Origin of the sequence: Streptococcus sp. LMAG:39 (genome assembly GCF_008680485.1) — a bacterium.
In the GTDB taxonomy this organism is placed as follows: Bacteria; Bacillota; Bacilli; order Lactobacillales; family Streptococcaceae; genus Streptococcus; species Streptococcus pasteurianus.
Map to the genome: position 1 here is coordinate 22,029 of NZ_NALE01000001.1, position 13,222 is coordinate 35,250.

General features: G+C 37.4%; 10 protein-coding genes. 2 read left to right on the forward strand and 8 right to left on the reverse strand.

Annotated elements, in window-relative coordinates; all coding sequences use genetic code 11:
* The 4 genes from CCC20_RS00110 to CCC20_RS00125 all read right to left on the reverse strand — a co-directional run bounded on the left by CCC20_RS00110 (position 1) and on the right by CCC20_RS00125 (position 5,005).
* Positions 1-1,536: an MFS transporter gene (locus CCC20_RS00110; protein ID WP_285394373.1), complete on the reverse strand. Its 1,536-nt coding sequence runs from the start codon at positions 1,534-1,536 to the stop codon at positions 1-3.
* A 348-nt stretch (positions 1,537-1,884) separates the two neighbouring features.
* The gene (locus CCC20_RS00115; RefSeq protein ID WP_048791171.1) at positions 1,885-3,423 is read right to left on the reverse strand and encodes an ABC-F family ATP-binding cassette domain-containing protein; all 1,539 of its coding nucleotides are present in this window, start codon (positions 3,421-3,423) and stop codon (positions 1,885-1,887) included.
* A 170-nt stretch (positions 3,424-3,593) separates the two neighbouring features.
* Positions 3,594-4,148, reverse strand: a complete 555-nt coding sequence (locus CCC20_RS00120) for an ECF transporter S component (protein WP_013851835.1) — start codon at positions 4,146-4,148, stop codon at positions 3,594-3,596.
* Positions 4,145-5,005 carry a pyridoxamine kinase gene (locus tag CCC20_RS00125; RefSeq protein ID WP_013851836.1) on the reverse strand — a complete coding sequence of 287 codons (861 nt, stop codon included), beginning with the start codon at positions 5,003-5,005 and terminating at the stop codon, positions 4,145-4,147. Before CCC20_RS00125 ends, CCC20_RS00120 begins: the two co-directional genes overlap by 4 nt.
* A gap of 125 nt (positions 5,006-5,130) precedes the next feature.
* Here CCC20_RS00125 and CCC20_RS00130 point away from each other — a divergent pair, with 125 nt between their 5' ends.
* Positions 5,131-6,393, forward strand: coding sequence for an aminotransferase-like domain-containing protein (locus CCC20_RS00130; RefSeq protein WP_013851837.1), 1,263 nt, complete (start codon positions 5,131-5,133; stop codon positions 6,391-6,393).
* A gap of 72 nt (positions 6,394-6,465) precedes the next feature.
* On the opposite strand, the gene dapA is transcribed toward CCC20_RS00130, so the two are convergent.
* The 3 genes from dapA to cls all read right to left on the reverse strand — a co-directional run bounded on the left by dapA (position 6,466) and on the right by cls (position 10,507).
* Positions 6,466-7,401: a 4-hydroxy-tetrahydrodipicolinate synthase gene (gene dapA / locus CCC20_RS00135; protein ID WP_003064817.1), complete on the reverse strand. Its 936-nt coding sequence runs from the start codon at positions 7,399-7,401 to the stop codon at positions 6,466-6,468.
* 102 nt (positions 7,402-7,503) lie between these two features.
* On the reverse strand, positions 7,504-8,580 hold the full coding sequence (locus CCC20_RS00140) for an aspartate-semialdehyde dehydrogenase (RefSeq protein ID WP_003064818.1): 1,077 nt from the start codon (positions 8,578-8,580) through the stop codon (positions 7,504-7,506).
* 337 nt (positions 8,581-8,917) lie between these two features.
* Complete coding sequence (gene cls / locus CCC20_RS00145) at positions 8,918-10,507, reverse strand: cardiolipin synthase (protein ID WP_043910179.1); 1,590 nt, start codon at positions 10,505-10,507, stop codon at positions 8,918-8,920.
* A gap of 279 nt (positions 10,508-10,786) precedes the next feature.
* Here cls and CCC20_RS00150 point away from each other — a divergent pair, with 279 nt between their 5' ends.
* Positions 10,787-11,080 (forward strand): cadmium resistance transporter, encoded by a 294-nt coding sequence (locus CCC20_RS00150; protein ID WP_048791174.1) that lies wholly within the window; start codon positions 10,787-10,789, stop codon positions 11,078-11,080.
* 139 nt (positions 11,081-11,219) lie between these two features.
* On the opposite strand, the gene CCC20_RS00155 is transcribed toward CCC20_RS00150, so the two are convergent.
* Complete coding sequence (locus tag CCC20_RS00155; protein ID WP_013851841.1) at positions 11,220-12,890, reverse strand: formate--tetrahydrofolate ligase; 1,671 nt, start codon at positions 12,888-12,890, stop codon at positions 11,220-11,222.
* Between the last annotated feature and the right edge of the window lie 332 nt (positions 12,891-13,222).

Consider the following 13,222-nt stretch of genomic DNA (forward strand, 5'->3'; position numbering starts at 1 on the left):
TTAATCTAACGGATATTTAGATAAATCCACATATTCCATATCAGAAAGTGGAACATTCTTAGCAATGTCTCTAACACGTTCTTCATCTTTTGCGGCTTTCATAACATGTATTTTTTCTTGAATACGAGTCATTTCTTTAACATCTAACTTGTAGTAATGCATTAGGAAAAGAGAAATGCAAAGGAAAGCCGCTGGAATAACAGCAATCAATAAGATAGTAACCCACTTTAATTCAGGTGTCAGTGGTGTTCCAACAGTAGGGTATTCTTTTGTAAAGCCGATTGCAGCTACACCCCAACCAATAACCATAGGTGCAAAAGAAGAGGCAATAGAATCTGTTAGTGAAAAAATAGTCCCAATCATACCAGAAACGTAACGCCCAGAAACAGAAGTTTCGTAATCTGAGATATCAGCCCCCATTGTTAAAACTAGTCCTGAAGGGACACTTGATACATAACGCCCAACGATATAAGTAATACAGAATAGAATCGTATACAAATTCACATGTGTTAAACTTAATTTTCCAGGTTCACCAAAGAATAGAACGGCTGCAAAAGATAACAAACCAATAATGCCGATTTTTAGGGCTAAAACATAGGCTGTTCTAAGTCCTTGACGACGAGCAAAGGCAGAAAAAGCAAAATTAATAATCATTCCAGGAATAATCACAAGTAAACTAAAGTTTCCTGCTAAATCATAATTGCCAAATAAAATAGCAAAGAGCATTACTGTCATAACAGCATCACTAAATAATTGTGTCACAAATTTTACTAAAGCAGCAGATAACGATAATACTTGAAGTGGTTTATTCCCTTTAAGAACCTTCCAATAATCTTTTAAATCTGTTTTTTGAGTTTTTTCACCTAAGCCAAAGTATTCTTTGCGATCTTTTTGCCAAATTCCAATAATAGCAATCACACCTAAAACCGCTGAAATGCTAATTACCCAAAAGACAAGAACATCAAACATCTCACCTGTAAAACCACCGTATTGTTTAACCAAGATATTTGTAATCACATAAGCAACAGCTGTTGATAATGCAGTAGTAACAATGCCATCTACCATGTTAAAAATAGGACGTTGCTTTGGATCGTTAGTTAAAGCTGTTTGACCAGCCTTTGTGACAGTCTGTTGGAATGAATAACCGATTTTGTGCACAATTAAAGCAAGTAAAAACATCGGGAATCGTAAAGATTGTCCAAACATATCAATGTTGAATAGGAACCAAAAAGATGCCGCTGTTATTAAATTTCCCAGAATAATAATTGGACGATACTTTCCAAATTTTGTATCTGTCTTATCTATAATGATTCCGATAGCAGGGTCAATCACACCATCGAAGATACGAATATACCCCATAATTTGACTGATAGCAATTGCTGCCAATCCAAGTATTCCTGTCGCAAAATAAGTGATATAGCTAAAAGTAAAAATGTACATGTTACTAGATGAATTGTTCATCGCAAAACATACAATTTGCCATAATTTTGCTCGATTGTAAGCGACTGTATCGCTTCTCTCCATTTTGTGACTCATCTGAAGTCCTCCTTGTCGCTTTTTATGAAAGCGTTTTTATTTAGTTATATTTTATTATTCATCAGATGAATTGTCAATATAAAATTTGAAAAACTTTAAAAATAATGTTTTTTTATTAAAAACGCGCATAAATCATCTGATAATTAAGAAGGGCAACTTATTAGAAATTAAAAACATCCATATTTTTAGAGAGTCATGGGGTGAATCAACAAAAATAGCAGTAGAATATTTTATCAAGCTTAATAAAAAAGATTTAGTCCTACGTGGTATAGAACTAAATCTTTTACTTAATATTGTCATTTATTATCTTAACTCTTAGAGTTCAAGACACAACATTTCTTTTTTATTTTACATCATGTTGTTAAAGTCCCAGACTTCTGTCCAGCCTTCGTAGAAATCAGGCTCGTGGCAAACCATGAGAATGCTTCCTCTGTAGGATTTTAGGGCACGTTTGAGTTCTTCTTTGGCATCAACGTCCAAGTGGTTGGTTGGTTCGTCAAGGACAAGAACGTTATTTTCACGATTCATTAATAAACAGAAGCGAACTTTGGCTTGTTCACCACCTGAAAGCACCTGAATTTGGCTTTCAATGTGTTTTGAAGTCAATCCACAACGTGCAAGTGCTGCACGGACTTCTGCTTGATTGAGCGCTGGGAAGGCATCCCAAACAGCTTCGAGCGGCGTTTGACGATTTCCTGCTACGACTTCTTGTTCAAAATAACCAAGTTCAATGTAATCGCCACGTTCAACACTACCTGAAATTGGCGGAATAATACCAAGCAAGCTTTTCAGCAAAGTCGTTTTACCGATACCATTGGCACCAATGATAGCGACTTTCTGATTGCGCTCAAAAGTGAGATTGAGTGGTTTTGTCAATGGGTGGTCATAACCGATTTCTAAATTCTGTGTCTGGAAGATGAAACGACTTGGTGTACGCGACTCTTTAAATTCAAAAGAAGGTTTCGGCTTTTCAGATTGTAACTCGATGCGTTCCATCTTATCCAATTTTTTCTGACGTGACATTGCCATATTACGTGTGGCAACACGCGCCTTGTTACGATTAACAAAATCTTGTAAGTCTGCGATTTCTTTCTGTTGACGTTCATAAGCTGCTTCTAATTGTGCTTTTTTCATGGCATAAACAGCTTGGAAATTATCATAATCACCAGTATAACGCACCAAATCATGATTTTCCACATGATAAACGATATTGATAACATCATTTAAGAATGGAATGTCATGTGAAATTAAGACAAAGGCATTCTCGTAATTCTGTAAATAACGTTTCAACCATTCGATGTGTTCGGCATCAAGGTAGTTAGTCGGTTCGTCCAAAAGTAAGATATCTGGTTTTTCAAGCAACAGTTTTGCCAATAACACCTTGGTACGTTGCCCACCAGAAAGTTCGGTAACATCAGAATCCATACCAAAATCCATCACACCAAGGGCACGCGCGACTTCATCAATTTTAGCGTCTAAGGTGTAAAAATCACGTGATTCCAGACGGTCTTGTAGTTCCCCTACTTCTTCCATCAAAGCGTCCATATCAGCGCCATCATCCGCCATAGACATATAAATCTCGTTGATACGTGCTTCTGTCTTGAAAAGCTCATCAAAAGCTGTTCGCAAAACGTCACGCACGCTCATTCCTGCCTCAAGAACCGTGTGTTGATCCAAATAACCAGCCGTTACGTATTTTGACCACTCTACTTTTCCCTCATCTGGCTGCAAATGACCAGTAACAATGCTCATAAAGGTTGATTTTCCCTCACCATTGGCTCCGACAAGACCGATATGCTCCCCTTTTAACAGACGAAATGAGACATCCTCAAAAATCGTGCGCTCACCAAAACCATGACTTAAATGTTTAACTTCTAAAATACTCATTATTTATATTACTTTCATTCGTTTTTTATTGAAAATAGCTGCGCTAGCAGCCTAATTTTCAAATAATCTTTTCAATTATAGCATGAGTTTAAAGCCTAAATCAATGTTTTCTTTTATGAAAACGTTGATTTTCAGTAAGTAAAAAAGCTCTTGTTCAAGAGCTTGAAAAATCATTCAGAAATGGTTTTGGGTTGTGCGTGATGTGAAAAGATTTGTTTGAGAATTGGGTAGAGAATTGGAACAGAGATAATCGTTACCAGAGCTGAACCAAATGTACCACCGATTTTAACCAAGGCTGCTAGGAAAGCAACTTGAAACTGGAGACCACCAACAACGCTATTGATAATCGTGTATTTGACAAGATTACTAATAATTTTTGTTATCGCTGCAATAATCCCAACAATAATAACGTTGCGCCTTTTATCATCAGAGTGCATTAATTTTTCAAACACAAAATGAAGAACCAGACAAACTATCAAAGACTCTAATATGGTAATCCAAACTTCTGCAGCGTATCCATTTAACACATCGAATAAACCTAGTCCGATAGCTGCTACTAGCGCACCTAATCGTGAACCGTAAAGTAAAACTGCAACAACCACTAAAGCATTTCCGAAATGGACAAATTGAGCTCCAAGAGGAATACGCAAAAATTGGACACTAATGAAAATTAAAGCTGCATATAAGCTTAATTCGACAAGTTGACGTGTAGTGAGATGTTTCATTCTTTTTCCTCCTTCAAGTGCTTCATTTGAATAGCTAAATCCAACAAATAAGGTTCATAACAAAGTCCTAATTTCAAATCTCGTTTCAACTCTAAAGTCAATTGCAAGGTTTTATCAATAAAATCAAGCGCTACTTCTGCTGTTTTATCCAACGATAAGCCATGAAAATAACCAGCTCCCAAAACAGCACATAATAAATCACCTGTTCCAAAAAAATGATGCGGATAGGCCTTAGACATATGATAAGTGACGCTGCCGCTCTGTTGATTGAAATGTGCTAATCCGATTTGCCCTGCTTTGAAAGAAACACCCGTTAAAATCACGTGCTTATTATGAAATTTTTTAAGCCTTAAAAGCAATTCTTCAATATCTTTTCTTGTATAATCTTCACCGAGATAAGGAACATCTGCTAATAAACAAGCTTCAGTAATGTTTGGCGTAATGACATCAGCATTTTGGCAAAATTGCTGCATGGCGGTCACAAAATCTTGCTGATAGCCTGTATACAAACGCCCATTGTCAGCCATGATAGGGTCAACAAAACGTGCCAGTTTTCTTTGCTTAGCAAATTCTGCTATTTGATGCAATTGTTCTTGAGAGTTGAAATAACCAGTCACCAAGCCATCAACAAAAAAATTTATGGTATTCCACTGGGTTAAGAAGCCTGTTGTCGCTTGATTCAATTTTGTAATACTAATATTTTCAAAACCACCTGTATGCGACGATAAAAGCACTGTTGGCAACGGAATGACCTCAATCTGACAAGCTGACAAAACAGGTAAGGCCGTTGACAAGGCGACCTTGCCCAAACCGACAATATCATTGGCAACGATAACTGACTTTGTAGGATTCTTCATAAAAAGCAACTTTCTAATCTTTTCTCTAAAATAGCGATATCTTTAGATTAAGAGATTAAAAATATTGTAAGAAAATTCAATTTATAATACAATAGAAACAATTAAAAACTGTACGGGGACAGTCTATGACAAGTAAATATCAAGAAATCATGACGGCTATTGTAGAACAAATCGAATCTGGAATCTTAAAAAAAGGGGATAAAATCCCTTCAATTCGTGTCCTTAGTCAAACTTATCATTGCAGCAAAGACACGGTACAACGGGCACTTTTGGAACTCAAATTTAAAAATTATATCTATGCTGTTAACAAAAGTGGTTATTATGTTCTTGAAGGCAAAAGCCAAAAAGAAGAGCCACTTAATTTGAGTTTGACAGAATATAATAACATGGCGTACGAGGATTTCACGACGTGTTTGACAGAAACGTTAGTTAATCGTGAAAATTACCTTTTTAACTATTACTATCAACAACAAGGGTTGCAAGAATTAATTCTATCCTTAAAAAACTACTTGGAAAAAGGGGCTATTTACGCTAAGGAAAACGATATTTTAGTCACTTCAGGAACCCAACAAGCGCTTTATATTCTTTCACAAGTTTCATTTCCAAATAAAAAGACAACGATTCTCTTAGAACAGCCGACTTATCACCGTATGATTGATTTAGTGACTTCACAAAATCTTCCTTACCAGACGATTGAGCGTGACTTTAACGGCATTGATTTGACGACATTAGAACGATTGTTTAAAACGCAAGACATCAAGTTTTTCTACACGATTTCACGTTTTTCAAACCCACTCGGGCTATCTTATACCGCAATTGAAAAGCAAAAAATTGTAGAATTAGCTCAAAAATATGACGTTTACATCATCGAAGATGATTACATGGGAGATTTCACGAAATCAACGGATTTGCCCCTGCATTATTATGATACGTCAGGTCATGTTATCTACCTAAAATCATTTTCAATGACCATTTTTCCAGCTTTGCGTCTTGGGACAATTGTGCTTCCTCAGCCACTAATGCAGACTTTTCTGGAATACAAAAAAATGATTGACTATGACACCAATCTCATTATGCAAAAAGCCTTGTCTCTCTATTTGGATAGTGGCATGTTTGAAAAAAATCTGAATTATCTGAGTCAGGTATTTCATGAACAAGTTGCTAAAACGACCGTGCTTCTCTCACAATTTCCAAATATTCAGCATTACAGCGCATCTCTCCAGCACCTTCTGATTGAATTGCCACAAGATAGACATTTAGGAGAACTCAAATTTACCAATAAAATCAATTATTTAGAAAATAGTTATCTGACAACTCCTCAAAAGCGTTTTATCCAAATTCCAAATGATATTCATTTATCAGAAACGCTAAATATTATTGCAAAATAATCTAATATTATGAGTTCTGATAATGCAAAGAATCCCCAGAAATTTAGCTTTCTGAGGATTTTTATGTTTACATTAATAATCTGGACGTAAAACACCTGTGACTGTTTCTTTGGTAGCTTCAACATCACCGTCAATGACAACGTCAATAATGCGTTTTGCATCTTCTGGTGGGCATGATACCAATGGTAAACGCAATGGACCAGTTTCAAATCCAAGGTAATTCAACACCGCTTTGACTGGTGCAGGACTAGGATAAGAGAACAATGCATTGACTTTCGGAATGAATTGACGTTGGATAGCTGCTGCTTTTTTAATATCGCTGTTTTCAATCGCTGTAAGCATTTCGTGCATTTCGTCACCGTTAACGTGAGAGGCAACAGAAATAACACCGTCAGCCCCAAGATTCATCGCATGGAAAGCGTCGCCATCCTCACCTGTATAAATCAAGAAATCATCAGGCTTGTGCTCGATAAGGTAAGCCATATTAGCAAGGCTTGTACATTCTTTCACACCAATAATATTTGGGTGTTCAGCCAAACGCAACATGGTTTCTGGTGTCATTTCAACAACAACACGACCAGGAATATTATAAATGATAATTGGAAGCTCGCTCGCATCGGCAATTGCTTTAAAATGTTGATACATACCTTCTTGAGACGGTTTGTTATAATAGGGAACAATAGCAAGACCAGCAGCAAAGCCACCAAATGCAGCTACTTCGCGCGCAAATTCGATAGAATCGCGTGTGTCATTTGTACCAACACCAGCAATTAACGGTACGCGACCATTAACGATTTTTTGAACAGCAGCAAAGAGCTCTAATTCTTCATCGTGGGTTAGTGTTGGACTTTCAGCAGTTGTTCCTGCTAACAAGATTCCATCAGTGTGGTGAGCAAGCAAATGTTCAACAAGTTTTGGCAGAGCATCAAAATTAATTGAGCCGTCGGCATTAAATGGGGTAATCATCGCAGTGATGATTTTTACATTTCTTAAATCTTCAATAGTCATAGTAATCTCCTATTCTGTTAATTGTGTGAGATTTAGGAATTGGTTTACAGTAAATATGCTCAAAGACCAGTCTCCTAGGAAACTGGCTTGAGTTATTTATGATTATTTGAGTTCAAATTTAAGTTCTTTAGTTGGGTGTACAAGACCACGTTCATGGAGAGTTTCAGCAATTTGAACAGAATTCCATGCTGCACCTTTAAGGAGGTTATCTGAAACAACCCACATATGGATACCATTTTCAACATCTAAGTCTTTACGGATACGACCAACGAATGTTTCGCGTTTGCCAACAGCATTAGCAGCTTGTGGGTAAAGTTGGTTAGCAACATCATCTTCAAGGACAGCTCCTGGGAAGGCAGCGATTGCCGCTTTAACTTCTTCAATTGGTGCTACTTCTTTTGTTTCGATATAAACAGATTCGGAATGAGAGAAAAGAACTGGCACACGAACACAAGTTGCAGAAACTGGAAGGTCTGGTTCTTCCATGATTTTCTTCGTTTCGTTTGTCATTTTCATTTCTTCGTAAGTGTAGTCATTGTCAGTAAAGACATCAATTTGCGCAAGAGCGTTAAATGCGATTGGGAAGTGTTTCTTATCACCACCGCATGGCAAAATATCAGCGTGAACATCTTTTGGTTCAGCACCGTCATTGACTACTTCTTTGATTTCACGAATAGTTTCGTTAATAGCTGATTGACCTGCACCAGATACGGCTTGGTATGTTGAGACGATAATACGGCTCAAGCCCCATTTTTGGCGGACAGGTTCCAAAGCAACCATCATTTGGATAGTTGAGCAGTTTGGACAAGCAATGATACCGTTGTGAGCATCCAAGGCGTGAGCATTGACTTCAGGTACGACAAGTGGCACATCTGGATTTTGACGGAAATATGATGTGTTATCGACAACAACTGCTCCTGCTTTAACAGCATATGGAGCGAATTTTGCTGACACAGAACCACCTGCAGAGAAAAGAGCAATATCAACGCCTTCAAATGAATCCTCGGTTGTCAATTCAACAGTAACATCTTGTCCCTTATACTTCAATACTTTTCCAGCAGAACGTGAAGATGACAAAAGACGTACTTTGTCAATAGGGAGTGTTGATTGTTCTAATTGTTGAATCATGCGAGTTCCAACGGCGCCTGTGGCACCAACGACAGCGACTGTATAGCCCATTTCAATACCTCTTCCTGGAAAATAGTGTACTATTCTCAATTTTCTAAAAAATTATAGTAGATACATTATACAATTTTTTGAGGTAAAAGAAAAGACTGAATTTTACTTAATTTTAAAAATATTTTGACAACAAAAAAATCCCTACCAAAAAGTAGGGAAACGAGGCACTCAAATGAGTGTGACAAAAAGGTTCACACAAATTGTCAAAGTCCGCTCCTGCGTTTCTAGTCGAACTAGAATGACCTCCTCTGCGCAAATAAACTCTCAAGTTGAGTTAATTCGGCTCATCGCATGCAACTAGTATATCACAGATAGTAAGATTTGCAAAGAGCTACTCTCACATCAACGGTGCGATGGTTTTGACAAGGAGTCCAATGATTTTTTCGTATGCTGGGCGATTATTAACCATTTCAGGGGTAACGCGTTTGCAGTCTTTTAAGGTTTGCAAACAGTCCTTATAAATATCCTGAATGGCATCGACTTTGTACATATAGGTAGCACATTCAAAATGGTGATACAAACTGCGGTAATCAAGGTTAATTGTCCCAACGACAGCTTTGCTATCATCGCTAATAAAGACTTTAGCATGAACAAAACCTGGTTTATAAAGATAAATTTTAACACCAGAGCGCATGAGTTTACTGAAATAAGTCTTGGCTAGAGCATATGGAATTGGTTTGTCAGGGATTCCTGGCATAATAATTCGGACATCTACACCACGTTCAGCCGCAAAACAGATAGCATGCTCCATTTCACTATCCAAAATAAGATAAGGTGTCATGATATAAACGTAGTCTCTGGCGTGGTTGAGGATATCAATATAAACATTTTCTCCTATTTTGTCGATATCTAAAGGAGAGTCCCCGTAAGGAATGACATAGCCGTTGGCACGCCTTGATTTCTCATGTTCAACCAGATAAGGCTCAACAACCAATTCTTTTTCGGTTACAGACCACATTTGCAAGAAAAGCACGACAAAACTGTTAACAGCTTCGCCCTCAAGCATGATTGCAGTATCTTTCCAATGACCAAAACGTTCTAATTTATTAATGTATTCATCTGCCAAATTCACACCACCTGTGAAGCCGACTTTACCGTCGATAACAATGATTTTTCGGTGGTCACGGTAATTATAATAAGTCGAGATAAATGGTGAAATTGGTGAAAATGCTTTAGCTTGAATTCCTAGTTTTTTCAGACGTTGTGTATAGTCAAAAGACAAGGTTGAAAATTCAATCATACCGTCATAAAGAACACGGACTTCGACACCTTCTTTCACTTTTTGCTCGAGAATACTAAGAATTTCACCCCACATAATTCCTTCAGCGATGATGAAAAATTCCATAAAAATGTACTTTTCGGCTTTCAGTAGCTGTTTTTTTAATTCTTCAAAAAAAGCTTCACCAATCGGAAAATAAGTGACCTCTGTATTTTGATAAGCTGGGAAATTTCCACGACTGCGGTCAAAATATTGTACCAAATGATAGGTTGTTGATGTGTTACCTTTTAAAACTTTCAAAATCTCTTGATTGTCTGGCAAATATTTAGCACTACTATCAACCAATTCGTTCATTCGTTGCTTGAGTCCGCGATACCCCCAATCACGTTTGGTGTAAATGAGAAAAAGCGACCCCAATAATGGCGCGATCATAACCAAAATCAGCCATGTGACACGCGAGAGAGCATCCATCTCACTATTTACCAAATACAAAACAGCTGTAATAGCCAAAGCGCGCTCGATAATTTCCATCCAAATGCGGTATTGATCAACCCAAGCAAATGAAGCTATCAAGAAAAACAGTTGCAGTATCAAGAGAACAGAAATAACGGTTGTTCGACTAAAAATCCCTCGAAGAAAACTACGTCGGCTCTTATCCAACAAGCGCATAGCTTTATCTTTGTTTTTATTTTTATTTTCGATAATCATAACCTCCATGTTCGTCTGTTCTTGCTAACCATTATATCATATTTTGAAAGATGTTTTTATAACTTTGAACTATCGAAGAGGCTTCTGAGTCGTGATATAATGTACCGAACTTATAAATGGTATAGGAGGAGCAATATGTTAACAACGATTTTAACAGCTATTCTGTCTTTTGTTGGTACAAATATCGATGATATCTTTGTATTAATTTTGTATGCAGAGGTAACAACGCGCCATGGATTAAAATAAGTCGTTCTCGGACAGTATGCTGGAATTGGGTGTTTGGTTGCGATAAACATTTTAGGTGCATTAGGAACACAGCTTTTTCCACCACAATATGTAGGATTGTTAGGATTTCTTCCAATAATTCTTGGAAGAAAGGCTTGGTTTGATTATCATAACAAAGAAAAAACGAAGGCAAACGGAGCAGATAATATTGGAGTATATATTCCTGTATTTAGCCAATATGACTTAGTTGATTTTTTCACTACTTTAATTATCTTCGCTGGCATGATTTATTTGTGGTGTTATATAGGACACCATATAGCAAATATTTCTTATGTTAGAAAAAAATAACATGCTATCAACAGATTCTTGTTCCTTTAGTTCTAATTATTTTGGGAGTAAGTATTCTTGTTAAAAACTACCTTTAGAATAGTTTACTGAAAACAAAAAGATTGGTGCCTAACGCTACCAATCTTTTTTGTTTTCAATTTTAGAACAATCCGATAGCTGTGCCGTCTTCAGCGACGTCCATGTTAAGTGCAGCTGGTTTTTTAGGTAAACCAGGCATTGTCATCACATCACCTGTGAGAGCGACGATGAAGCCTGCACCAGTTTTTGGTACAAATTCGCGGATTGTGATATCAAAATCTTCTGGTGCTCCGAGGAGTGCTTGGTTATCAGAGAAGCTGTATTGTGTTTTAGCCATACAAACTGGCAATTTATCCCAGCCGAATTGGGCAAATTGTTTCAATTGTGTTTTGGCTTTCTTTCCAAAGATAACTTTGTCACCGCCATAGATTTCAGTCACAATCTTAGTAACTTTTTCTTCAAGAGAATCTTCATCTGAATAAAGACGTTTGTAATCGGCATTACCATTTTCAACAGCATTAACAACAGCATTGGCAAGGTCGATACCACCGTCAGCACCATTTGCCCAAACGCTAGTAAGTTCTACTGGAACGTCGATTTCAGCGCAAAGTTCTTTAAGCACAGCAATTTCAGCTTCAGTATCTGCGACAAATTCATTGATTGCTACGACTGCTGGTACGCCAAATTTACGAACATTTTCAACGTGACGTTTAAGGTTAGCAAATCCAGCACGAACTGCTTCAACATTTTCTTCACCAAGGTCTGTTTTAGCTACGCCACCATGCATTTTAAGGGCACGAATTGTAGCAACAATAACAACCGCATCTGGTGTTGTTGGAAGATTTGGTGTTTTGATATCAAGGAATTTTTCAGCACCAAGGTCAGCACCAAACCCTGCTTCTGTGATTGTGTAATCAGCTAAGCGAAGCGCTGTTGCTGTTGCAAGAACTGAGTTACAACCATGAGCAATGTTAGCAAATGGTCCGCCGTGAACAAAAGCTGGTGTTCCGTAGATCGTTTGAACAAGGTTTGGTTTGATAGCGTCTTTAAGGATAAGTGTCAAAGCACCTTCGACTTTAAGATCACGAACGTAAACTGGTGTACGGTCATAACGGTAAGCAACCACGATATTTGCCAAACGTTCTTTCAAATCGTTGATATCAGTTGCTAAGCACAAGATTGCCATGATTTCTGAGGCAACAGTGATGTCAAAACCGTCTTCACGTGGAATACCATTAACAGGGCTGCCAAGACCAATTGTGACATGACGAAGGGCGCGGTCATTGAGGTCAACAACACGTTTCCAAATAATACGACGTTGGTCAATGCCAAGCTCGTTTCCTTGATGAAGGTGATTATCGATAATTGCTGAAAGGGCATTGTTTGCCGTCGTAATCGCATGCATATCACCTGTAAAGTGGAGATTAATATCTTCCATTGGAAGAACTTGGGCGTAACCACCACCTGCTGCTCCACCTTTGATTCCCATGACAGGACCAAGAGATGGTTCACGCAAAGCAAGCATAGTTTTTCTGCCGATTTTATTTAAAGCATCAGCAAGACCGATTGACATTGTTGATTTTCCTTCACCTGCCGGTGTTGGGTTAATCGCTGTTACAAGAACCAATTTACCTGGTTTGTTTTCTTGGATAGATTTGATTTTATCGAAAGACAATTTAGCTTTGTATTTGCCATAAAGTTCAATATCATCAAATGTAATACCGACTTTTTCAACAACTTCTGTGATTGGTTTGAGTGCGACACTTTGTGCAATTTCGATATCAGATTTCACGGGATTCTCCTCTGGTTAGTTAATGATTAATAAAAATATTATAACATACTTTTTCAAAAACGCACATTATTTCCTTTTGTAAATATCAATGTTCGTTTTTTGTGTTTATGAAATTTACAACAATAGTTTTAAATTAATTAAAAACAACTTTTCGTTAAATACGATAACTTAGGCTAATATATGATTGTCTCGGTAAAAGAGTTTTGAGAGTATTAAACCAATCCCAGTACTAATCAGAACTTTTAATAAACTAATTACAAGTCAAAAGGACAGTTACTAATAAGAAATACCGAACAATCAAGGTCAAAAGTAGATTACTTCGGTTGAAAACA